Below are 23,120 nucleotides of genomic sequence, written 5' to 3'. Positions count from 1 at the left end.
TTAAGGGACCCAGTGCAGGAAGTTGCGGTACAAGGCTAAGCCGTGCTCAGCACTTTTCTCTGGGTGGAATTGGGTTGCGAAAATATTATCACGTGCGACGGCCGCAGTGAACGGCTCGCCATACTCCGCCAGGCCTGCGCTGTGGTGCGCATCCGACGGTTTAACATAAAAACTGTGGACAAAGTAGAAGTAGCTATTGTCCGGTACTTCGCCCCAGACTGGGTGGCGCTTGCCACCAGGGCTTTGCTGCCGTACCTGGTTCCAGCCCATTTGCGGCACCTTGAAGCGGCTGCCATCGGCCTGCAGGCGGCCGGCCAAGTCAAAGCGCAACACGCGCCCGGGTATCAAACCCAGGCCGGGAGTGTCTTGTTCTTCGCTATGGTCCAGCAGCATTTGCATGCCCACGCACACGCCCATCAGCGGCTTGTTGCGAGCGGCGTCCAGCACGGCTTCCTTCAGGCCTGAATCATGCAACTCGCGCATGCAGTCGCGCATCGCGCCCTGGCCGGGCAGGACCACACGCTCAGCGGCGAAAACTTCTTCCGGTTTGGAGGTGACCACCACCTGGTAGCCACTGGCGGCCGCCACGTGCATCACGGCCTGGGAGACGGAGAACAGGTTGCCCATGCCGTAGTCAACCACGGCAACCGTTTTATTTGCTATCAATGTCATAGCTGCTTGCGCAGAAGGAATGTGCGGTAGAAGCCGATTCTACTTTTAAATTTACAAAGAGCCCTTGGTGGACGGGATCATGCCCACGGAACGCGGGTCCAGCTCCAGCGCGGAGCGCAGCGCGCGGGCAAAGGCCTTGAATACAGTTTCCGCTTGGTGGTGGGCGTTCACGCCCTTCAGGTTGTCGATGTGCAGGGTCACAAAAGCATGGTTCGCAAAGCCCTGGAAGAACTCGTAGGTGAGCTGGCTGTCGAACGTGCCGATCATGCCGCTGGTGAACGGCACGTGCATTTCCAGGCCGGGCCGACCCGAGAAATCGATGACCACACGGCTCAGTGCCTCGTCCAGTGGCACATAGGCATGGCCGTAGCGGCGGATACCCTTTTTGTCGCCAACCGCCTTGTGCACAGCCTGGCCCAGGGTGATGCCCACGTCTTCCACTGTGTGGTGGCCGTCGATGTGCAGGTCGCCCACGCAGGCGATGTCCAGGTCGATCAGGCCGTGGCGGGCGATCTGGTCCAGCATGTGGTCGAAGAAGCCGATGCCGGTGCTAAGCGACGCCTTGCCGGTGCCGTCCAGGTTCAGCTTGACGGTGATTTTGGTTTCGGCCGTGTTGCGGGTGACTTCGGCGGTGCGTTGCAAAACAGGTGCGGTGGGGGTAGTCATAGGGATTTTTGAAAGGCTGCCAACAAGCGTTCGTTCTCTTCGGCGGTACCCACCGTGAAGCGCAAACAATTGGCCAGCAATGGGTGCATTTTAGAAACGTTCTTGACCAGCACGCCCTGGGCCTTCATGGCGTCAAAGGTTTTAGCGGCATCGGGGACGCGCAGCAGCAGCATATTCGCCTCGCTGGGCCAGACCTTGACGCCGGGCAAAACGCCCAACGCTGCGAAAAGAATAGCACGCTGCGTACGAATATCCTGCGCCTGCGCCGCAAACACCTCGGTGTGCTCCAAGGCGAACAAGGCACACTCGCAATTCAGCAGGCTGACGTTGTAGGGCGGCCGCACCTTGTCGATTTCGGTCACCAGCGCCTGCGGGCCTACCAGATAGCCCAGGCGCACGCCGGCCAGGCCGAACTTGCTCAGCGTGCGCATCAGCAACACGTGGCTGTGGCGCGCCGGGTTGCGGCGGATCACGTCCAGATAGCTTTTGCTGGAAAACGGTTGGTAGGCCTCATCGATCACCACCAGGCCGGGCGCGGCCTCGATGATCTGCGCCATGGCGGCCTCGTCCCAAAGATTGGCGCTAGGGTTGTTCGGATAGGCCAGATAAATGATGGCCGGCTGGTGCGTGTCGATGGCGGCCAGCATGGCAGGCATATCCAGCTCGAAGTCGGCTGTCAGCGGCACGCCGACGAATTCCAGGCCTTGCAACTGGGCGCTCATGGCGTACATCACAAAGCCGGGTAACGGAGCCAGCACCTTGGCGCCCGGCTGGTCGCAGACGATAGACAGCAGGGAAATCAGCTCATCCGAGCCGTTACCCAGCAACAGGCCGTAGCCCTCGGGCAGGCCGGTGTAGGCAGCCAGCACCTGGCGCAGATAGTCCACCCGACCATCGGGGTAGCGGTTCAGCGCGACAGCGCCCAGGCGCTCGCCGAGTTCGGCCTGCAGGGCGGGCGACAGGCGGTGCGGGTTCTCCATGGCGTCGAGCTTGACCATGCCGGAGGCGTCTTGCACCAGGTAGGAATGCATGGCCCGGATGTCGGGGCGAATGGTATTCAAAGGGTTTCTCATGCGGCTCTCTTGGCGTAACGCTGCGCCAATACTGCGCAAACCATCAACTGGATCTGGTGGAACAACATCAAAGGCAGCAGCATCACGCCCACGGTGTGTGCGGCAAACAGCACCTTGGCCATGGGCACACCGCTGGCCAGGCTTTTCTTGGAGCCGCAGAACACGATCGTCACCTCGTCTTCGGTGCTGAAGCCCAGCATGCGGCTGGACCATGTGGTCATGGACAGGGACAGCGACAGCAGCAGGCAGCAGGCGGCCACCAGGCCCAGCAGGATGGGCAAAGGCACCTGCTTCCACAGGCCCTCGATCACGGCCGCGCTGAAGGCGGTATAGACCACCAGCAGGATGGAGCCCTGGTCGACAAACTTCAGCCCGGCAGCGTGCTTTTTCACAAAACCGCCTACCCAGGGCTGCAGCAGTTGCCCGGCCACAAAAGGCAGCATCAGCTGCAACATGATGCGGCCCACGGCCTCCAGCTCACCCGAACCCGACACCCCGCCCGGCACCACCAGCCAGCCGACCAGCAGCGGCGTGATGAACACCCCTATCAGGCTGGACGCCGAGGCGCTGCAGACGGCCGCCGACACATTGCCGCGCGCCATGGCGGTAAAGGCAATGGCGGACTGCACTGTGGCCGGCAAGGTGCATAAAAACAGCATACCCACCGCCAGGTCCGGCGTCAGCATGGTGGAGAAGGCCGGCTTGAGCAGCAGGCCCAATACCGGGAGCAGCGCAAATGTGCAGGTCAGCACCAGTAAATGCAGGCGCCAATGGCTCAGCCCGGCAACGACGGCGGCGCGCGACAGCTTGGCACCGTGCAGAAAGAACAGCAGCGCAATGGCCGCAGTCGTCAACATCTCGAATCCCTGGGCCACCGCGCCTTGAGCCGGCCAGAGGCTGGCCAGTGTCACGGTCGCAAGCAGGCACAAGGTGAAGTTATCGGGGAGAAAGCGCGGGCGTTTCATGGTACGGGGATGGCGACTCGCCATGCCGCTACGCATTTTGTAGCTACAAGCGATGGAAGGATATGCGGTGGCTGGGCATTTTATGTCGATGCCCAAAAGTCCATGGTTTGTCGGATGTTTTTCAGTGAGGTGCTACTTGCATGGCAATTGCTTGCAATCACTGGATATTTTGATTTTCTTTAAAAATGGGATATATTCCCATTTAACAAAACCACCCATACCAACATGCTCTTCACCACCCCGGAGCCCGGCCAGGCCAGCATGTACACGGCGGCGACCAATGCAGCGCCCACACCGCCTATGGTGGTATTAACGGCCACGGAATCCGCCGGCCCGTCCTCCCTGTTGAACATTCTGGACAACCGGGCACTGCAGCGCTGGGACATCACAGAGGGCCGTATAGGCATTCCCGTCACGCTGGCAATGCAGCTGATCGACCTGGACAACCACGGCACGGCCATCAGCGGCGCGGAGGTGTATTTGCGCCACGGCAGCAGTGACGACGCGGCCAAAGCCACCAGCGCGCTGCACGGCGTGCAGTGCACCACGGCGGCCGGCAAGGTCACATTCAAAACCTTGTACCCGGGCAGCAACCCGACGCAACAGCAATTGCACATGCAGGTACTGCTGCCAAATACCGTGCCTTCGTCGCGCACGCTGACTTCGGCCAGCACCCAGCTGCACTTTCCTCCGGCAGCCGGTGAGGCCACGCAGATCCAGCTCCTGGCACCAGCTAGCGAAACCCTGAGCATGAGCGGCGATGCCCATGCCGGCTTCTTCGCCAGCATCGTGATTGGCATCACCAGTACCGAGACTTAACGCAAATCCGCTGTCGCCACAAAGCTGCCGCTGGCCGCACTCTGCTCGCCCCGGCCCAGCATGGCCATGACCTGGAACACCTGGCGGGGCGTCACAGGCGCACTGCCGGTGGCGCCGCTCAGGTAGTCGCGCAAACCGGCGTAGTACAGCAGGTAGTTGCCTGCCACGTCGGGTGTGGTCTCGCCTACCTCTTCGCCGTCCAAATGGCGCGTCAGTTGGCCGGGAAGGCGGTCAAAGCCCCAGTCACCCAGCAACTCCAGCTGGGGGCGGCCACCGGCCTTCAGCGCATCCTCCTGCGGGTCCAGGCCGAACTTGGTAAATGAGCCGCCGGTGCCATGCACGGCAAAACGCGGCCCGGGCGTGGTGACGCAGGAGCTGGCGTGCAGCACCACGCGCAGGCCGGGGTGCACAGACTCGTAGCGCAACTGGGCATGGAAGTAGTCGTTCGTCTCGGTGTGCTCGCGCTGGCGCGCCACATCCAACGAGATATCGTCGGGCACGCCGAACAACTGCAACGCCTGATCCACCAGGTGCGCACCCAGGTCCAGCCAAAGGTCGGAGCCGGGAATGTTCTGCTCGCGCCATTTGCCAGGCACTACATGGCGGAAGCGGTCAAAGTGCGATTCGAAATGCGTGATCCGCCCCAGCTGGCCGCCGGCCAACACCTGCTGCAGCAGCAGGAAGTCGCCGTCAAAGCGCCGGTTCTGGTAGACCGTCAGCACGCGCTGCTGCTGCGCCGCCACGGCCAGCAGGTCCTCGGTTTCCGCCAGGGTCACGGTGCAGGGCTTGTCCACCACCACATGCTTGCCCGCCAGCAACGCAGCGCGCGCCAGCGGGTGGTGGCTGGTGTTACTGGTGGCGATGACAACCAGATCAATGTCCGGGTCGGCAAACGCCGCCTCGGGCGTGGGCACCACCTTGACGCCCGGCCAGTCGGCCAGCACCTGCTCGGGCCGGCTGGAACAGATGCAGGCCAGCTCCAGCCCCGGCACGCCGGCAATCAGCGGTGCATGGAAAACCTTGCCGGCCAGGCCATAGCCAATAACGGCCGCGCGGATGGGGCCGGACAAAGGAGTGAAAAGTGCTTGGGTCATAGGTCTCCGTTTCTATAAGTAGTTCAAGGGCTGGGCGGGCGATAACCCAGCCGGGTTCCGGGCAACAAACCACCTTTGGCCGAGTAGACCACCGGGCAGTTGGCCACAATCCGCAAAGGGGTGAGCGTGACATCGCCACGCTCCACCGCATCCAATATCTGCTCTTCCGAGCGCAGCTCGCGGTGCGTGCGCCCGGCCTGCCAGGCCACGGCATGCAAATGCCAGAGCGGCGAGTACGACTTGTCGGTACTGGCATAGCCCACCGGATCGGGCATGGACGGCAGCACATTGCGCTGGCTACCGTCAGGGAACACGTAGATGCGCTCCACTAGCGAGGGCTGGCCGGGCTTCAAGGCCAGGGCCAGCCCGGGCACGAAATTCATATCCTTGGCCCGGGCCATGGCGGCATCCGACACATCGGTGCTGATGTACTGCACCAGGCCGCCCTCGTACCAGGCACTCACCAGAGGCAGGGTCACCTCGGTGGCCAGCGCCGGTGCCGCAGGGGCAAGGGGCGCAACAGGCGAGGTGGCACATCCAGCCAGCAGGGAAGCGAGCAGCACGGCAGACACGAGGGATGGACGAAGGGACGCAATAGGCATGGTGGGCGCCATCATAGAGCGGGCCAGCATCCGCTGCCGACCGGCAGCACTACGTCAGCGGGCATGTAAGACAAAGCCGCGAGCTACTGCACCACCTTGCCAAAACTCTTAATATGAAGCTTGCGCCCCTGGGGCAAAGCACAGCTGTATCCATCCCACGAAGTGAGGTCTCACCATGTCGATCCCCCAAAACATCGCCCGCCTGGCCATCGCCAGCGCCACACTCCTTGGTGGCAGCTTGCTGCTGGCATCTGCAGCCACGGGTACGACCGTCGCCACCCATGCCAGTACGGCAGACACCCAGTTGGTGGCCAGCTTCAGCATCTTCGCCGGCTCGCCGGAAAACGCCCAATCGCTGGTGTCTGGTTTGCGCACCGGTAACCTCATCACCCTGGAGCCCAGCCCGAGCGGCCCCAACGCCATGGCGCCGTCAGCCAGCCTTACCCCGGCGACCGGCAAGCTGGGCTACGGCAATGTCCGTATCGCCCTGTCGCTCGCCAAGGCACAGCTGGCCAAGGACGGCATTAGCAACCCCACGCCCCTGCAGCTGTCCACCGCGCTGAACGGCGTGCTGACGCAAAGAGCCGACGGCATGGGCTGGGGCAATATCGCCCACAGCATGGGGACGACGCTGGGCTCGGTAATGGGCAACTCGCATGCCAACAAGAGTGGCCAACACGCCAGCCTCCATGCCAAGGCCAAGACCGAGGACATCGGGCTGGACAATGGCGCAGGCCAAGGGTCTGGCTCAGGCAAGAGCGGTAACGCGGGTGGACATGGCAACGCCGGCGGCAATGGAAACGGAGGCAATGGAGGCAACGGCGGCGGAAAGAAATAAAACAGCTGCGTATCTGCAACCTACCGGCTTCACACGCCCTGGTTACGCATCCAATCGGCGGTCTGGAAAAAGCTGTCGCGCAGGCGGGCGCGCAAGGCCTCGTCCACACCCGTCTCGCCCATGGCCTGGTCCATGCAGGCCAGCCACTGGTCGCGCTCCAGGATGCCGATCTTGAACGGCATGTGCCGCGCGCGCAGCCGCGGGTGGCCAAACTGCTCGGTGTAATACTGCGGCCCGCCCAGCCAGCCGCACAAGAACATAAACAGCCGCTGCCGCGCGTTGTACAGGGTGGCGCCGTGCGAGGCCCGCAACGCGGCATAGCCGGGCTCCAGGTCCATCAGGTCATAGAAGCGCTCGGTCAGCGCTTTAACCCGCTCTTCGCCGCCAATCCATTCGAACGGGGTGGCGGCAGGTGGCTTTTCTTGGATTTGCATGGACTCAGAACAAAAAAGGGCCGCAGCGCAGATAAACCGTGCGCTGGCAGCTATTAAAAATGCAGCATAGCGCCACTGTGCGGGGCCAAGCCATGGCGGGTATTTTCGACCACCCGGGCTATTGCATCGATGTTTTAAAAAAACTATCGACTACATACATTTGATTGACTTAACAGATAACCAGGCTCTCCCTACCATTTCAACCTAGACATCCCCTCACCACCCCACAGGAGAAAGCACCATGAAAGAGTTGAAAACCACCGCCGGAATTTTGATCAACACCTCGGGCCTGGTGATTCTGTTGTCCAACCTCGCACTGTGGCACGCGGGCTGAAGCCCGGCGCAGCCGAGATATCTTGGCTGCCTTTTTCTGCATGTATGAAATAGGGCACTAGCGCAATTGCCACCTGTGCCAGGCGCTATCAGCAGCATAGCAATCAGGTGACTGAAAAGGCACGGCTATCATCCAGGGCCGCCCTACTCTCACGCCACCCATGGACTTTCTTGCGCCACTGACCCAGCCTCTTTTCTCCCTCGCCGGCATGCCCATGTCCTTTGGCGATATCTTGGGGTTCATCACGGGCGTGCTGTGCGTATGGCTGACGGCGCGGGCGCATATCTGGAACTTCCCGGTGGGGATTCTCAGCAGCGCCATCCTCGGCCTGGTGTTCTTGCAGCAACGCCTGTTTGCCGACGCCTCGCTACAAGTCGTGTTCATCGTGCTGTCGGCACAAGGTTGGTGGCAATGGCTGCGCCCCCAGCACACATCGCACGCCCCCCAGTTTGTCGGCACCAGCCTGCGCGAGCAGTTGCTGCTGCTGGCGGTAGCAGCCGCCACGACGTTGCTTTTGTGGCAGGTGCTGTTGTGGCTCAAGGGCGCGGCACCGCCCATTGACGCGCTGATCACCGCGCTCAGCCTGTGCGCGCAGTGGCAGTTGAATCGGCGCCAAACCTCCAGCTGGGCCTGGTGGATTGCGGTGGACCTGATCTCCATCCCGCTGTATTGGAGCCGCGAGCTGCCGCTGATCTCGGGCCTGTCCGTGGTGTTCTTGCTGATCTGCCTGCGCGGCTGGTGGAACTGGCGCGGCCAGACCCCTCGCCTGGCGACCACCAAGGCCTACGCATGAGCCGCATGGACTACCAACACGGCCTGGTGATAGGCAAGTTCTACCCGCCGCACCTGGGCCACGTGTACCTCATACGTACGGCAGCGGCGCACTGCCAACACGTCACCGTGGGCGTTCTGGGCTCCAGCGTGGAGTCGATCAGCATCGCCCAGCGCGTAAGCTGGCTGCGCGATACCTTTGCAGACGCACCCCATGTGCGCATCGTCGGCGCGCTGGACGATGTACCGGTGGACTACACCAGTCCGGCCATCTGGGCGGCCCACGTGGCCATCATGCGCCGGGCCGTGCAGGAGGCGGACCGCACATTCGGCAGCGGAGCAACACCTGCCGTGCCGGTGGACGCAGTATTCACCTCCGAGCGTTATGGCGACGAGCTGGCACGGCAGTTCAGCGGTGCCCAAGCCTGCGCCCATATTTGCCTGGACCAGGCCCGCGCGCTCTACCCCGTCTCGGGCACCGCCGCACGCGCCGACCCAGCCGCACAGTGGGACATGCTGCCGCCCGCCGTGCAGGCCGGGCTGGCCCTGCGCGTGGTGGTCTTGGGGGCCGAATCCACCGGCACCACCACCTTGTCACAAGACCTGGCCGCCAGCCTGCGCCAGCGCGGCGGCGTGTGGGCGCGCACGGCCTGGGTAGCCGAGTACGGCCGCGAATACAGCGTGAACCTGTTGGCCCTGGCACGGGCACGCAATCCATCGGCCGGTGTGGCCGACATCGCCTGGCAGTCCAGCGACTTCAGCCACGTCGCAGCCGAGCAGTGCCACCGGGAAGAACAGGCCGCCCGCCATGGCAGCCCGGTGCTGGTGTGCGACACCGACGCCTTCGCCACCCGCCTGTGGCACAAGCGTTACATGGGCCGGCCCAGCACCAGCGTGGCGGCCATCGCCCAGGCCATGCCGCCGCGCGCCGTGTACCTGCTGACCAGCGACGCCGGCGTGACCTTTGAAGACGACGGCCTGCGCGACGGCGCCCACCTGCGCCAGTGGATGACCGGCCGCTTCCGCAGTATGCTGGCCGAGCAAAGCGTGCCCTGGGTAGAGCTCACCGGCTCCAGCGCCGAACGCTGCCGCCATGCACTGGACGTGGTGGACACCTGCCTAGCCAAAGCCTGGCAGTTTGCCGCGCCGCTGTAGATTTGTAAGAAATCAGGCGCTGGCGCAGGTAGCACCTGCGCTAGCAGCTACTAAAGATATAGCAACTACGCCGCCGCCCGGCGCAGCGTCTCCACCACCGGCCGACGCAGCACTTCGCGCAGGCCCCACCAGCCAGCCGCCAATGCCAGCACGGCACCGGCCAGCGCGCCGAACAAGGGCACCCACAGCGAGCCGCTCCAGGCGAAGTCGAACACGTAGCGGCTCAGGGCCCAGCCCACGGCCACGGCGACCAGGCTGGCCAGGAAGCCGGCCAGCAGGCCCACGCCGGCCAGCTCGGCCCGCTGCACCTGGCGCAGCAGGCTGCTAGGCGCACCCAGCGCGCGCATGATGGCGAACTCGCGGGCGCGCTCCTCGCGGGTGGCGGTGATGGCGGCAAACAGCACCACCAGGCCGGCGGCCAGGGTGAAGCCGAACAGGAACTCCACCGCACGCACCACCTGGTCCAGCACGCGCTGCAGCTGGCCCAGCGTGATACTCAGGTCCACCGCCGTGATATTGGGAAACTGGCGCACCAGCTGGTTGTCAAAACCCTTGGCTGTAGGCGCCTTGAAGGCCGCGAGGTAGGTGACGGGGATGTCTGGCGGCATCTGCGCCAGCGGGTAGATCACGAAGAAGTTGGCGCGCATGGAGCCCCAGTCCACCTTGCGCAGCGAGGTGATCTTGGCCTCGCTGGGCTGGCCGCCAATGTCGAAGCGCAGGGTGTCGCCCAGGTGCAGGCCCAGGGTCTTGGCAATGCCCTCCTCCACGCTGATGGCGCCGGCTTCCTGGTCTGCCCAGTTGCCGGCAGCCAGGGGGTTATGGGCTGGCCGTTCAGCCGTGTTGGACAGGTTGAATTCACGGTCCACCAGGCGCTTGGCGCGGTCTTCCACGTAGTCGTCCGGGCTGACGGGCTTGCCGTTAATGGCCACCAGGCGGCCACGGAACATGGGGAACCAGTCGTAATCCTTCACCCCGGCATCATTCAGGTTCTTGCGGAAATCGGCAGCCTGGTCGGGCATGATGTTGATGACGAAGCGATTCGGCGCATCGGGCGGCGTGGCCTTGCGCCAGCTCTGGATCAGGTCGGTGCGCAGCAGCACCAGCAGCACCAGGGCCAGCAGGCCCACGGCCAGCGCGCTGACCTGCACCACGGCATAGGCCGGGCGGGCCGACACCTGCCGCGTGGCCAGCACCAGCCAGCGCGGCGCGGTGGCCTCGTTCACACTGCGGCGCAGCAGCTTCACCGCCACCCAGCCCAGGCCGGCAAACACCAGCACCGCGCCGGCGAAACCGCCCACGGCGATCAGGCCCAGAGTGATGTCGCTGCTGGCCGCCAGCAGCAGCGCGGCAAAGCCCAGCACACCCAGGCCCAGCACGCCCACGGAAGCCGGCTTGAGCCCGCCCACATCGCGACGTATTACCCGCAGCGGCGGCACCGAGGCCAGCTGTAGCACTGGTGGCAGGCCAAAGGCGAACAGCAGGGTCATGCCCATACCCAGCCCCAAGGCCGCGGGCCACCAGGTGGCAGCGGGCAGACTGGCATCCACCAGGCCGCTCAGCAACAACACGAACAGGTAGTGCACACCAAAGCCAATGGCCACGCCCAGCAGGCTGGCAAAAAGGCCCACCAGCGCGAACTCGAAGGCATAGCTCAGCGCAATGGTGCGCTGGCTCTGGCCCAGCACGCGCAGCATGGCACAGTCGTCCAGGTGGTTGGCGGCAAAGCCGCGCGCAGCCAGGGCCACGGCCACTGCGCTGAGCAGGGCCGAAAGCAGGGCCACCAGGTTGAGGAATTTATTCGCGCGGTCCAGCGTCTGGCGCATCTCGGGCCGGCCGGTTTCCAGCGACTCGATACGCACGCCGTGGATGTCCGGCTTCTTGACCTCGGCCGTGGCCCAGTCCACATAGCGCTGCACGGCCGAGTCCGGTCCGGCCACGGCAAAACGGTAGGTGATGCGGCTAGCAGGCTGGACCAGGCCGGTAGCGGCCAGGTCGGCCTCGTTCAGCATCACGCGCGGTGAAAACGACATGAAGCCGCTGCCCCGGTCGGGCTCGATGGCGATGGTCTTGGTGACACGCAGGCGGGCGTCACCCAGCAGCAGGCTGTCGCCCAGCTTCAGCTCCAGCGCCTCCAGCAGGGACGCATCCACCCAGGCCGTGCCCGGCGCCGGGATCTCGCGCGTGGTGTGCAGGGGGCCATCGGCGCTGTCCGCCACCGTCAGGCTGCCGCGCAGCGGGTAGCCGGCGGCCACGGATTTGAGCGCCACCAGCTTGCTGGCGCCGCCCTGCGCGTCCTCGGCCCGGGCCATCGTGGCCAGGGTCAGGGTGCCTACGGACTGCAGGCCCTGGGCCTGCGCCTGGGCCAGAAAGCTAGCCGGCATGGTGTTGTCACTGACCACCACCGCGTCACCACCCAGCAGCTGGCGCGCATCGCGCTGCAAGCCGCCCTGCAAGCGGTCGGCAAAAAAGCCCACGGCGCTGAGTGCGGCTACAGCCAAGGTCACGGCCACGATCAACAGGCGAAGTTCACCCGAGCGCAGATCGCGCCACAGCGTACGCCAGCCTAAAGCGATAAAGGGGGATTTCAACGGAGAGCTCCTAAACAATGCGCCATTATTCACGCGGGCCCTGACCCACGCAGCGCCAAGGGCTCTACGCCACCGCACCGGACATGGCCTCAGCATTGGCACATAGGTGACATGTAGAGCGGGATAACCCGCTGAAAAAGCAACGAACGTTCGTTCTAAATTGCATGGACTGCAAACAACTTCCAGGCGTCTATTGCAGTGCTCACACCAACTAGAAAGAGACTATCCATGCATTTTTCAACCAAGACTCCGATAGCGCTGGCGCTCTGCGCCCTCCTCCTCAGCCCCTCTCTATGCGCAGCCGACACCTATACCCAGACCACCTACCCGGTGGTGCTGGTGCACGGTATATTGAATTTCAATGCCAGCGACAGCAACACCTTCTGGTACGGCATACCCGCATCGCTGCGCAGCAGCGGCGCCACGGTATACGTTACCCAGCAATCGGCGGTGAATTCTGCGGTCACACGGGGCGAGCAGTTGATATCGCAGCTCAAAGCCCTGCAAGCTACCTACGGCTATACCAAGTTCAATCTGGTCGGCCACAGCCAGGGCGGGCTGGTGGCCCGCTATGTGGCTTCGGTCGCGCCAGAGCTGGTGGCATCGGTCACCACCGCTGGCACGCCACACCAGGGATCGGATGTGGCTACCGCAGTGAACTCGACCAATAGCGTCACCAAGACCGCCATTGCCGCGGTGGTCACTGCGCTGGCCAAGTTTGTGGCCTGGATCAACGGCGACAGTAACCTGCCGCAAAACGCAATGGCCATGCTGGGTTCGCTGACCAGCAGCGGTGCCGCCACCTTCAACGCAAGCTACCCGGAAGGAGCCCCCACCACCAGCTGCGGCAGCGGCAGTGCCAAGGTCAATGGCATTTACTACTACTCGATGGGCGGCACTTCATCTTTCACCAACGCGCTGGACTATGTGGATTACGCGCTGGCGTTGACCTCGGCTTTCTTCAATGGCGGCGCCAACGATGGCGTGGTGGGCCGTTGCTCCAACCACTGGGGCACTGTGCTCAAAGACAACTACGCCTGGAACCACCTTGACCTGGTAAACCAGAGCTATGGTCTGCGCGGCCTGTTCTCGCCCGATCCGAAGGCCTTCTACCGCAGCCAGGCCAACCGTTTACAAGGTCTCGGGCTTTGAATCGAGGGCGCTGGCTCTGGCTGGTCGCCGGGCTGGTGGTTGCGGCTCTGTTGGCGCTACTGTGGCAACCCGCCAATACCTCTAAAACCCACCAAGCCGTAGAGCTAACACCCTGGGCCAGCCACCCGGCCGCGCGTCCCGTCCCGGAGGCCGAAACCACCACTTCAACCGAGCGCTCCACCGCTGAATTCGTCACCTGGCTGGCGGAGGAAAGCTCGCTGCGCGGCGCCCAGCTGGACGGCGACTGGGGGCTAGACGCCCAGGGCAAGCTGCACCCGACCCTGGCGCTCAGACGGCGCTTCGACCAATTGCTGACCCTGCTGGGCGAAACCACGCTGGAACAGCTGCGACAGTACATCGAAGCCACGGTACGCGCCCAAGCCGGACCACAGGCCGCCGCCGAGGTGTTGGACATCTGGCGGCGCTATGTACAGTTGGTGGGCACCCCATTCCAACAGGTGGTGGACCCACGGGACTGGCGCACTTGGCAGGCGGCCCTGACCGAGCAGCACCGCATACGCTATGCGTTACTGGGACCAGCGTGGGCCGACGCCTTCTACCGCGACGAGGAGCAGCAACTGGCGCAACAGATCCAAGTCGCACAGTCCAACAACAGTACCACCCCTGTCACCGAACCGCCGCTGATCCGCCGCGCGGAGCTAACCCCTCAGCAAAGCCAGAACCTGCAAGCCGCCGAGGCCGAATGGGACCGCTGGAAAACCCGCGTCAACGAAGCCAAGCAGGCCGTCGCCCAGATACAGCTGGCTCCCGAACTCTCGACACCGCAGCGCGAAGCCGCAGTCAACCGCTGGCTGGCCGAGCGTTTTGATGCCAAAGAACAGCGCCGGGTGCGCGCGCTGATAGAGGCCAACGAGGCACTGCCCTAGAGGCTGTTTGCAATTTATTTGAAACCCGAGTCCGTACCGCCGTGGACCGCAGGGAGTTATGCAGAGCGTCCCTAACGACCTCGCACACAAGCCAGCACCGCCAAGGCTGACACCGCAAACCCGGCCAACGCCAGCGGCGATAGATGCTCGCCCAACAGCGCAAAGCCGAGCAGCGCTGTCACGCCCGGAATCAAATAAAACAAACTGGCCACCTGTGCGGCTTGGCCCCGACGCACCATCACAAACAGCAGGCTGAACGCGCCAATCGAATTCACCAGCCCCAGCCACAGCACGGCAGCCACCAACTCGCCATGCCAGTGCACAGCAAAACCTTCGACAGGCCCTGCCAGCGCAGCGGCGGCGATGGTGGCCACGGCCATCTGCACACAGGCGCCACTGCGCAAGTCCATGTCGGCGCAAAAGCGCTTTTGGTATAGCGTGCCAGCCACCAGGCCCAGCAGCCCGAACAGGGTGACAGCCACCGCCGCCGCACTGGTACCGCCGCCCGGCGCCTTGCCGGCCACCACCAGCGCCACTCCCAGTACCCCACCGGCGAGCCCCAGCAGTTGCTGGCGACCCACCCGCTCACCCAGCCAAACATGCGCGCCCAGCGCCGTGGCCAGCGGCATCATGCCGATCAGCAAACCAGCTACCCCGGCCGGCAAGCCCAGCCGCAGTCCGCAGTACACACCCGAAAAATGCAACGCCTGCATCAGTAGACCGACCACGGCCAGATGCCCCCAGTCGCGTGCCCGCTGGGGCCAATGCGCGCGGCCCACCCAGGACACCAGTCCCAATACCAGGGCCGCCAGGCCAAACCGCAGCACCAACAGGGTGAACGGCCCTACATGCGGCAGCGCCAGCTTGCCGGCCACATAGCCCGTGCTCCACAGCAGGATGAAAGTCAGCGGCAGGCTCGCGTCGGCCAGCCCCTGCATGCGCGGTGCCAGGCCAGAGGTAGAAATCGTAGAGAAAGTGCTGGATACAGCCATGGTCAACTCCTTGCGGCGCCACAGAAAGGCCGCCCTGCTAATGTAGAAACTGGAGTCGCTGGACACAATCCACCACAATGGCGCATCAGAGTTTCCAAAAGTAGAACAACCATGGGCCGCTTGGAAGACCTTGCCACCTTTAGCCGCGTGATCGAAACGCGCAGCCTCTCGGGTGCCGCGCGCCGCCTGGGCAGCACCAAGTCGGCCGTCAGCAAACAGGTGAACCGCCTGGAAGCCCAGCTCGGCACCCGGCTGCTGCACCGCACCACCCGCAGCGTGAGCCCTACGGACGACGGCCACCGCGTCTACGAACGCGCGCAACGCATGCTGGAGGACGCCCAGGCGCTGGAAGCCGAAGTCGCTGGCGGGCAGGCGCTGCCCCAGGGCACGCTACGGCTGAGCACCTCCACAGCCTTTGGCAACCAGCAGTTGACGGCGCTGATGACGCAGTTCTGCGCGCGCTACCCGCAGTTGCGCGTGGTGGTAGGCCTGAACGACCGCTATGTGGACCTGGCCGAAGAAGGCTTCGACGTAGTGCTGCGCCTGACCGCCAGCCCCAGTCCCGGGCTGGTGGCACGGCGGCTCGCGCCCATCCTGTACCGGCTATGCGCTACACCGGCCTACCTGGAGCAGCACGGCACACCCACCACGCTGGAGGCGCTGGCCCAACACCGCTGCCTCACCTTCGGCTACCTGCATACGCCCACGCAATGGCGCTTTCGCCACACCACGCAAGGACACGAAGAGCTGGTGGACGTGCAATCGGCGCTGCGGTTTGAAAGCGGCCTCACCACCAATAGCAGCGAAGCTCTGCGCGTGGCGGCCCTGGCTGGCATGGGCTTGGCGGTACTTCCTACCTACGCCGCCGGTGCCGATCTTCGCGCCGGCCGCCTGGTCCACCTGCTGGAGGAGTGGCAACCCGTGGGCCGTCCGGCCGATGCCGACACGCTGTATGCCGTCTACCTACCCAGCCGCTTTCCCAGCCCCAAAGTGCGCGCGTTGATCGACTTTCTGCTGGAGATGCTGGGCGACGTGCCACCCTGGGACCGACCCGACCCGGCATGACGGCCTGCGGCACGGGCATACTGGCCGCTTTGCTTTTCTGGAAGCTCCCCATGTGGCAACCCAGCCCCCACTATCCCGACCCAGCCATCCAAACGCTGGACCCGCGCTTTGAACCCTACCGTCTGTATGCCGCCGCCGTGGAGCGCCTGGCCACCGGCATGCGCTGGGCCGAGGGGCCTGTGTGGTTCGGCGATGGGCGCTATCTTTTGTGGAGCGACATCCCGAACAACCGCGTCATGAAGTGGGAGGAGCAGACCGGCGCGGTCAGCGTGTTCCAGCAGCCGTCCCACTTTGCCAACGGCCATACCCGCGACCGCCAGGGCCGGCTGGTCCGCTGTGAACACGGTGGGCGCCGCGTGGTGCGCACCGAGTACGACGGCAGCACCACGGTGCTGGTGGACAGCTTCAATGGCAAGCCGCTGAATTCGCCCAATGACGTGGTGGTGAAGTCCGACGGCACGGTGTGGTTTACCGACCCGCCCTTCGGCATCCTCGGCCACTACGAGGGGCATGACGCCACACCCGAGCTGCCCACCTGCGTTTACCGTTTCGACCCAGCCACTGGCCTGTGCACGGTGGTGACGGATGCGGTGGCGCGCCCCAATGGACTGTGCTTTTCACCGGATGAGCGGCTGCTGTATGTGGTGGAGTCCGGTGCCTCGCCCCGGCGCATCCGGGTATTTGACCTGGCGGCCAATGGCAGCCAGTTGGTGAACGACCGCGTGTTCTTCACCTGCGAAGAGGGCGTCAGCCCCGACGGCTTTCGCTGCGATGTGGACGGCAATCTGTGGGCCGGCTGGGGTGGCGGCCCTGAACACGACGGCGTGATGGTGTTCGCCCCCGACGCTACACCAATAGGCCACATCGCCCTGCCCGAGCGCTGCGCCAACCTGTGTTTTGGTGGATTAAAGCGCAACCGCCTGTTTATGGCGGCCAGCCAGTCGGTCTACGCCCTGTATGTGAACACCCAGGGTGTGGCCGGCGGGTAATTTATAAGGAATATGCCTGTAGCGCAGATAAAACCTGCGCCAGTAGCTATGGTATCAATAGCAATTCAATTCAGGCTTCAGCGCCATCGGCCAGCTTGACTTTCACCTGGGTCAACAGTGAAATGCGCTGCTGGCCCGGTTTGCCTGGTCACGTGCCGGCAGCGCAATGTTCAACGGCCAGGTGCTATTTGGAGACACCACAATGGCCGCAACAGCCCCCTCGCAGACGATCCACCCCAGCCTTGCATCCCTGTTCGACAACCGCAGCCAGACCGATCTGGCGCTGATCGGCAGCGCCTACCTGGCGGGGCTGAAAACCGGGCTGGAACAGGCCGGCAGCCGCACCGGCGATGACCGCAGCGAGCCGGCCACGCCGACCTGCATCCACAAGATTCCGCTGTTGCCGGTAGCCATAGATGGCAAACGGGCCGCGGCAGAATCGGTGAAAGACTTCGACGGCAAACCGCTGATCTACCTGCTGGACGAAGCCGCCCGCGACGGCGAGCTGCTGCGGGTGTTCTCGCAGACCGGCAAAGCCATGCGCCACCTGGAAGACAACCCTGGCAACCCCAAACCGGCGAAGAAATCCAAGGCGCCACCGGTAACGCTGGACACGTCCTCATCTCCGCAACAGATCGCCAATGCCATCGGCGGCGCGGTGTTCCTGTGGGAGAACATCAACTTCTCGGGTTGGCTATGGCGCTTTGGCGCAGGCACCACCAGCAGCCCCGGCGGACGCCAGGCGGGCAATGGCAATATCAGCGACTTTCGTACCGCGGTGTTTTTGCAGAACATCAACGACAAAGTGTCTTCGGTGTCGAACCAGAGCGAGGTCTGGGCCAATCTGCGGCCGCAGCGCTCGTTTGTAGTGCTGCACCAGCACATCAACTTCGCGGGAGCCCAGCTGTGGGTGCCGGAGCGGCAAGGTTTCAGCGACCTGCGCCAGTTCGGCTGGAACGACGTGGCCTCGTCGCTCTCCTACGCGCTGACGCCGAACTAAGCCGGCTCAGGCCGGCACGTAGCGCACTGCGCGGGGGTCGCGGCACAGGCCCCAAAGCTGCAGGCCGGCGGTTTCGGCGATCTGGATGGCCAGCGCCGTGGGAGCCGAGATGGTGGCCAGCGCCGCCACATTCAGGCGCGCGCATTTACGCACCAGCTCGTAGCTGGCCCGGCTGGACATCAACACAAAGCCTGGCTCGCCCAGGCGCCCGGCGCGTGCCAGTTGGCCCAGCAGCTTGTCCAGCGCGTTGTGCCGGCCCACGTCTTCCAGCACATCGGTCAGCACGCCTTCAGGTGTGGCCCAGCCTGCCGCGTGCAAGGAGCCGCAGGCAAGGTTCAGCACCTGCAGGGGCGGCATGGCTTGCAGCGCCTGCAGCACGGTTGTAGCCTGCAACTGAGCGGCCCAGGCCTGTGGCGGCATGGGCCTGGGCTCCAGGTCCAGCGCGGCCAGGCTGTCGATACCACAGGTTCCGCAACCGGTGCGACCGGCCAGGCTGCGGCGGCGTTCCTTCAGGCGCTGGAAGCAGCGGGAGGACACATCCAGCTGCACTTCACAGGCGTCGGCACCGGCCTGCACCTCGATGCCATAGCAGTCGGCCACGCTGTCCAGAATGCCTTCGCTCAGCGCAAAGCCGAGTGCAAACGCTTCCAGATCTTGCGGCGTGGCCATCATCACCGCGTGCGAGATGCCATTGAACACCAGGGCCACGGGTACTTCGGCAGCCACCTGGTCGGCCTGCTCCAGGTCGGCAGGAAAGCGCCGTACGGCCACGGACACCAGGGGTGGTGGCAGCTCAGCCATGCAAGGCCTCCACACAAAAGCGCCGGCCAGCCTCGGTCAGCCCGGCCATCCAGCGTTCATCTTCCAGGCGCAGCGTGACCCAGCCCGGGCCGGGCTGGCCGCCCAGGCTGGCCTCGCCCATCAGCGTGAGCGCACGCATCAGCACGCTGGCACCCAGGCCCAGGCGCTTGCCCAGGCGGGGCAGGGAAATGGGCTCAGGCTCGGGCAGCAAAGCCAGCAGAATGGCCTGGTGCAGCGCGTCCACGGATTCAGACCGCAGCCGCGTGAGGTATGGCGGGCTGGCCCAGCTTTTGAGCCGCAGGCGCAGCCGGTTTCTGGTGCGGCAGCATCAGCACCGGAATGCACTTGGAGGTGGGCGTACCGGCATTCGCCGCCACAGAAGATAGCGGCACCAGCGGATTTGTCTCGGGATAGTAGGCCGCCACGCAGCCGCGTGGGATGTTGTAGGCCACCAGCTTGAAGCCATCGGCCCGGCGTTCCTGGCCGTCATCCCAGACGGTGTGGAAGTCGATCCAGTCGCCGTCTTTCATACCCAGCGCGCGGATGTCATCTACGTTGGCAAACACCACGCGGCGTTGGCCGTAAACGCCACGGTAGCGGTCGTCCGCGCCATAGATGGTGGTGTTGTACTGGTCGTGCGAACGGGTGGTCATCAGCGCGAACACGATGGCGTCGCCCTTGCGCTCGCGGGCGCGTTGCAGCGGCGTGCCGGTGGGCACGGCATGGGTTTTGAACACGGCCTTTTTGGAGGCGGTGTTCCAGACCCGCTCGCTGGCCGTATTGCGCAGCCGGAAGCCCCCGGGCACCTGGATGCGCTGGTTGAAGTCCTTGAAGTCGGGGAACACAGCCTCGATCTTGTCGCGGATACGGCTGTAATCTTCCAGCAGCCACAGCCAGGGTGTCTTGCTACGCCCAGCCAGAGTCGTGGCGGCCAGCCGGGCCACGATGGCCGGCTCGGACAGCAAATGTGCAGACGCGGGCGGGTTGATGCCCATGGAGATATGCACCATGCTCATCGAGTCTTCCACCGTCACGCCCTGCGCGCCGCCGGCCTGCATGTCGATCTCGGTACGGCCCAGGCAGGGCAGGATCAGCGCGGCCTTGCCATGCACGATGTGGCTGCGGTTCAGCTTGGTGGTGACATGCACCGTCAAGTCACACTTGCGCAGCGCCTTCCAGGTCTGCACGGTGTCGGGCGTGGCCGTGGCGAAATTGCCGCCAAGCGCAAAAAACACCTTGCCCTTGCCGTCCAGCATGGCCTGGATGGATTCCACCGTATCAAAGCCATGTTCACGCGGTGGTGTGAAACCAAAGACCTTCTGCAGATTGTCCAGCAGGGCCACGGGTGGCTTCTCCCAGATGCCCATGGTGCGATCGCCCTGCACATTGCTGTGGCCGCGCACTGGGCATAGGCCCGCGCCAGGGCGGCCGATGTTGCCGCGCATGAGCAGCAGGTTGGTGATCATCTGGATGGTGGCCACCGAGTTCTGGTGCTGGGTGATGCCCATGCCCCAGCAGGCGATCACGCTCTTGGCCTGGCGATACACCTCGGCCGCAGCGCGGATGTGCTCTGCGCCCAGGCCGCATTCGGACTCCAGCAGCGCCCAGGACTCGGCGCGCAGATCGGCCAGCAGGGACTCGAAGCCGGTGGTGTGCTCGGCAATAAAGGCATGGTCCAGCACATCCTCACCTGCATCCTGCAGTTCCACCAGGTGCTTCATCATGCCTTTGACAAAGGCGAAGTCGCCGCCTATGCGCAGCTGGAAGTAATGGGTGCTGATGGGCGTGTCGCCCAGGGTGGCCATTTGCAGCTTGTCCTGCGGGTCGGCAAAGCGCTCCAGGCCGCGCTCGCGCAGCGGGTTCAGGCTGACGATGCGCGCACCTCGCTTGGCGGCGTGGCGCAGTTCGCCCAGCATGCGCGGATGGTTGGTGCCGGGGTTCTGGCCGAAGATGAAGATGGCATCGGCTTGTTCAAAGTCGTCCAGCGTAACCGTGCCCTTGCCTATGCCCACGCTTTCACGCATGCCGCTGCCACTAGGCTCGTGGCACATGTTCGAGCAGTCGGGGAAGTTGTTGGTGCCGTACTCGCGTACGAACAGCTGGTACAAAAAGGCAGCTTCGTTGCTGGCCCGGCCCGATGTATAGAAGATGGCCTGGTTCGGGTCAGGCAAGGCATTCAGGTGCCGGGCGATCAGCGCAAAAGCGTCGTCCCAGGCGATAGGCTTGTATTTGTCGTCGGCCGGATCAAAAACCATGGGCTCGGTCAGCCGGCCCTGGTCTTCCAGATAGAAGTCGCTCTGGGTGGCGAGCTCGGTGACGGTGTGCTGCGCGAAGAAGTCTGCCGTCACGCGCCGGGCCGTGGCCTCGGCCGCCACGGCCTTGGCGCCGTTTTCACAAAATTCGAAAGTGGATGCGTGGTTGCGGTCCGGCCAGGCACAGCCCGGGCAGTCAAAACCGTCGGGCTGGTTGGCATGCAGCAAGGTCTTGGCGCCTTTCAGGGCCACGTCCTGGTAAACCAAGGCCTTGCCCACGCTCTTCAGCGCGCCCCAGCCGCCTGCGGGGCCGGTATAAAACTCAATTTTTTGTTCGCTCATGGGAGATTCTTTCGTCTCGTTTTATACGGCCTTGCGCCCTACCCTGGTAGCTAAGGGGTTTTAAAGCTGTTCACCGCCGCGCCCAACGCGGTGGCTTGCTCGCGCATTTTCATGGCCGCAGCGGCGGACTCTTCTACCAGCGCGGCATTTTGTTGTGTCATTTCGTCAATCTCGGCCACGCTGCGGTTGACATCGGCAATGCCGGCGCGCTGCTCGTTGCTGGCCAGCGCAATTTCATCGACATAGCCCACCACCTGCTGGATGGAACCGGTGATGTCGGTCATGGACCGCTGGGCTTTCTCCACCAGCTCCCCCCCGGTATCGGCGGTTTGCACCGATGCAGCAATCAGGTTGCGGATCTCCTTGGCGGCGGTGGCGGACCGCTGCGCCAGGCTGCGCACTTCCGAGGCCACCACCGCGAAGCCACGCCCCTGCTCGCCCGCACGGGCCGCCTCTACGGCCGCGTTCAGGGCCAGGATATTGGTCTGGAAGGCGATCCCGTCGATCAGGCCGATGATGTCGTTGATGCGGTGCGCGCTGGACTTGATCTGCCCCATGGTGTCCACCACCTGGCCCACAATACCGCCACTGGTCAACGCCAGTTGGGCCACGGAGCCGACCAGAGCGTTCACCTGGTTGGCCTTGTCGGCCGTTTGGCTCACCGTGGCGGTGAGTTCAACGATGGCCGAGGCGGCGGAGTTGATCTCGCTGGCCTGCTTTTCGGTACGCGATGCCAGGTCGTTGTTCCCATCGGCGATCTCGCTCGTGCCGCTGGCCACCATGGACGCCGCCTGGCGCACATTACCCACCAAGCCGGTCAGGCCGATGCTGATGCCGTTGATAGCTAGCAGCAACTTGCCCACATCGTCACGGTCGCGCACGTCCACCTGGTTGGTCAGATCGCCGCTAGCCAGCCGCAACGCGGCCTGGCGCCCCTGGTTCATGGGCTCGGTGACGTGGCGCTGTATCAAGAAATAGGTCAACCCCCACAGCATGGCCATGGAAAGCAACGTGAAACCGATGCTGAGCGGGTCCAACAATTTGTCGGTGGCCGCATGAAAGGCACAGGCCAACACCCCATAGGCCAGCGCCAGGGTGGTCGCCATGCGGGGCGCCACATGGACCGGCGCCATATCGCTCACATCCAGGCCCACGTACAAAATACCCACCACCTGGCCGGAGGCATCGCGCACCGGGTCGTAGCGGGTCATGCACTGCTTGCCAAAAATCGTGGCGTAGCCCACATAGGACTTACCGACCAGCGCCGCCCGGTAGGCCGGTTGGGAGCGGTCCAGCGGGGTGCCGATAGCACGCTCGCCGTCCTGCTTGCGCACGGAGGTCGTGATGCGGATGAAGTCTTCCCCCGTGCGCACAAAGATCGTGGCCCGCATACCGGTTCTTTGGGTAAAGCCGTCGGGCACGGAGAAATCCAGATTCAAAACCCGGTTTCCACAGCGCAGTACCGGCGTCTTCTTGCCCTGTACATCGATCTGCTGCGATGCGTCCACTACAAATCTCTCGGGCAACGTAGCCGCGAATGCCCTGGCTGCAGATTCGATACGCTGCTTCAATGTTTTGAATGGCTGCATTGCGTAAACCTCGTCTCGTCTGAAAAGTGAAAAAGCCTGC

The 23,120-nt window shown here is 64.1% G+C and carries 22 protein-coding genes; 9 read left to right on the top strand and 13 right to left on the bottom strand.

Going from position 1 to position 23,120, the window contains the following annotated elements; all coding sequences use genetic code 11:
• Genes hisH through AC07VY_RS01135 form a run of 4 tightly spaced genes read right to left on the bottom strand, consistent with a single transcriptional unit; the run spans position 1 to position 3,376 of the window.
• The gene (gene hisH, locus AC07VY_RS01150) at positions 1–672 is read right to left on the bottom strand and encodes an imidazole glycerol phosphate synthase subunit HisH (RefSeq protein ID WP_495095906.1); all 672 of its coding nucleotides are present in this window, start codon (positions 670–672) and stop codon (positions 1–3) included.
• A gap of 51 nt (positions 673–723) precedes the next feature.
• Positions 724–1,338 (bottom strand): imidazoleglycerol-phosphate dehydratase HisB, encoded by a 615-nt coding sequence (gene hisB, locus AC07VY_RS01145; protein ID WP_495095907.1) that lies wholly within the window; start codon positions 1,336–1,338, stop codon positions 724–726.
• The gene (gene hisC / locus AC07VY_RS01140; protein ID WP_495095908.1) at positions 1,335–2,411 is read right to left on the bottom strand and encodes a histidinol-phosphate transaminase; all 1,077 of its coding nucleotides are present in this window, start codon (positions 2,409–2,411) and stop codon (positions 1,335–1,337) included. Before hisC ends, hisB begins: the two co-directional genes overlap by 4 nt.
• The gene (locus AC07VY_RS01135) at positions 2,408–3,376 is read right to left on the bottom strand and encodes a bile acid:sodium symporter family protein (protein WP_495095909.1); all 969 of its coding nucleotides are present in this window, start codon (positions 3,374–3,376) and stop codon (positions 2,408–2,410) included. Before AC07VY_RS01135 ends, hisC begins: the two co-directional genes overlap by 4 nt.
• Positions 3,377–3,601: 225 nt before the next feature.
• Between AC07VY_RS01135 and AC07VY_RS01130 the strand changes: the two genes are divergently transcribed.
• Positions 3,602–4,195, top strand: coding sequence for a peptidase associated/transthyretin-like domain-containing protein (locus tag AC07VY_RS01130; RefSeq protein ID WP_495095910.1), 594 nt, complete (start codon positions 3,602–3,604; stop codon positions 4,193–4,195).
• Here AC07VY_RS01130 and AC07VY_RS01125 read toward each other — a convergent pair.
• A complete protein-coding gene (locus tag AC07VY_RS01125) occupies positions 4,192–5,289 on the bottom strand; it encodes an oxidoreductase (protein ID WP_495077307.1) in 1,098 nt (365 codons plus the stop codon). The genes AC07VY_RS01130 and AC07VY_RS01125 overlap by 4 nt on opposite strands.
• A gap of 23 nt (positions 5,290–5,312) precedes the next feature.
• Positions 5,313–5,852: a DUF7482 domain-containing protein gene (locus tag AC07VY_RS01120; protein WP_495095911.1), complete on the bottom strand. Its 540-nt coding sequence runs from the start codon at positions 5,850–5,852 to the stop codon at positions 5,313–5,315.
• A 214-nt stretch (positions 5,853–6,066) separates the two neighbouring features.
• Between AC07VY_RS01120 and AC07VY_RS01115 the strand changes: the two genes are divergently transcribed.
• Positions 6,067–6,729, top strand: coding sequence for a hypothetical protein (locus tag AC07VY_RS01115; protein WP_495095912.1), 663 nt, complete (start codon positions 6,067–6,069; stop codon positions 6,727–6,729).
• 29 nt (positions 6,730–6,758) lie between these two features.
• On the opposite strand, the gene AC07VY_RS01110 is transcribed toward AC07VY_RS01115, so the two are convergent.
• On the bottom strand, positions 6,759–7,163 hold the full coding sequence (locus AC07VY_RS01110; RefSeq protein WP_495095913.1) for a group II truncated hemoglobin: 405 nt from the start codon (positions 7,161–7,163) through the stop codon (positions 6,759–6,761).
• Between the two features lie 494 nt (positions 7,164–7,657).
• Here AC07VY_RS01110 and pnuC point away from each other — a divergent pair, with 494 nt between their 5' ends.
• Positions 7,658–8,290, top strand: coding sequence for a nicotinamide riboside transporter PnuC (pnuC, locus tag AC07VY_RS01105; protein WP_495095914.1), 633 nt, complete (start codon positions 7,658–7,660; stop codon positions 8,288–8,290).
• Positions 8,287–9,423 carry an AAA family ATPase gene (locus tag AC07VY_RS01100; RefSeq protein WP_495095915.1) on the top strand — a complete coding sequence of 379 codons (1,137 nt, stop codon included), beginning with the start codon at positions 8,287–8,289 and terminating at the stop codon, positions 9,421–9,423. Before pnuC ends, AC07VY_RS01100 begins: the two co-directional genes overlap by 4 nt.
• A 65-nt stretch (positions 9,424–9,488) precedes the next feature.
• Here the strand turns inward: AC07VY_RS01100 and AC07VY_RS01095 are convergent, their stop codons facing one another.
• Positions 9,489–12,011: an ABC transporter permease gene (locus AC07VY_RS01095; protein ID WP_495095916.1), complete on the bottom strand. Its 2,523-nt coding sequence runs from the start codon at positions 12,009–12,011 to the stop codon at positions 9,489–9,491.
• Positions 12,012–12,239: 228 nt separating this feature from the next.
• Here AC07VY_RS01095 and AC07VY_RS01090 point away from each other — a divergent pair, with 228 nt between their 5' ends.
• Both AC07VY_RS01090 and AC07VY_RS01085 read left to right on the top strand, forming a co-directional pair.
• Complete coding sequence (locus AC07VY_RS01090) at positions 12,240–13,163, top strand: esterase/lipase family protein (RefSeq protein WP_495077300.1); 924 nt, start codon at positions 12,240–12,242, stop codon at positions 13,161–13,163.
• Entirely contained in the window at positions 13,160–14,050 is an 891-nt protein-coding gene (locus AC07VY_RS01085; protein ID WP_495077299.1) for a hypothetical protein, read from the top strand. The genes AC07VY_RS01090 and AC07VY_RS01085 overlap by 4 nt, the downstream gene beginning before the upstream one ends.
• A 71-nt stretch (positions 14,051–14,121) precedes the next feature.
• On the opposite strand, the gene AC07VY_RS01080 is transcribed toward AC07VY_RS01085, so the two are convergent.
• Complete coding sequence (locus AC07VY_RS01080; protein ID WP_495095917.1) at positions 14,122–15,042, bottom strand: DMT family transporter; 921 nt, start codon at positions 15,040–15,042, stop codon at positions 14,122–14,124.
• Positions 15,043–15,153: 111 nt separating this feature from the next.
• Between AC07VY_RS01080 and AC07VY_RS01075 the strand changes: the two genes are divergently transcribed.
• From AC07VY_RS01075 to AC07VY_RS01065, 3 genes are all read left to right on the top strand, one after another.
• Positions 15,154–16,107, top strand: a complete 954-nt coding sequence (locus AC07VY_RS01075) for a LysR family transcriptional regulator (RefSeq protein ID WP_495095918.1) — start codon at positions 15,154–15,156, stop codon at positions 16,105–16,107.
• A gap of 50 nt (positions 16,108–16,157) precedes the next feature.
• A complete protein-coding gene (locus AC07VY_RS01070; protein WP_495095919.1) occupies positions 16,158–17,096 on the top strand; it encodes an SMP-30/gluconolactonase/LRE family protein in 939 nt (312 codons plus the stop codon).
• A 202-nt stretch (positions 17,097–17,298) separates the two neighbouring features.
• Positions 17,299–18,096: a hypothetical protein gene (locus tag AC07VY_RS01065; protein WP_495095920.1), complete on the top strand. Its 798-nt coding sequence runs from the start codon at positions 17,299–17,301 to the stop codon at positions 18,094–18,096.
• A 6-nt stretch (positions 18,097–18,102) separates the two neighbouring features.
• Here the strand turns inward: AC07VY_RS01065 and fdhD are convergent, their stop codons facing one another.
• From fdhD to AC07VY_RS01045, 4 genes are read right to left on the bottom strand one after another with little or no spacing between them, the layout of a single operon-like run.
• Positions 18,103–18,897, bottom strand: a complete 795-nt coding sequence (gene fdhD, locus AC07VY_RS01060) for a formate dehydrogenase accessory sulfurtransferase FdhD (protein WP_495095921.1) — start codon at positions 18,895–18,897, stop codon at positions 18,103–18,105.
• Positions 18,890–19,141, bottom strand: coding sequence for a hypothetical protein (locus tag AC07VY_RS01055; RefSeq protein WP_495077293.1), 252 nt, complete (start codon positions 19,139–19,141; stop codon positions 18,890–18,892). The genes fdhD and AC07VY_RS01055 overlap by 8 nt, the downstream gene beginning before the upstream one ends.
• 4 nt (positions 19,142–19,145) lie before the next feature.
• The gene (locus AC07VY_RS01050; protein WP_495095922.1) at positions 19,146–21,491 is read right to left on the bottom strand and encodes an FdhF/YdeP family oxidoreductase; all 2,346 of its coding nucleotides are present in this window, start codon (positions 21,489–21,491) and stop codon (positions 19,146–19,148) included.
• 50 nt (positions 21,492–21,541) lie between these two features.
• On the bottom strand, positions 21,542–23,080 hold the full coding sequence (locus tag AC07VY_RS01045; RefSeq protein WP_495095923.1) for a methyl-accepting chemotaxis protein: 1,539 nt from the start codon (positions 23,078–23,080) through the stop codon (positions 21,542–21,544).
• Between the last annotated feature and the right edge of the window lie 40 nt (positions 23,081–23,120).

The organism is Rhodoferax sp. GW821-FHT02C08, from assembly GCF_059421805.1.
The sequence above is the reverse complement of the archived record's forward strand: the minus strand, read 5'-3'. Positions and strand labels throughout refer to the sequence as shown.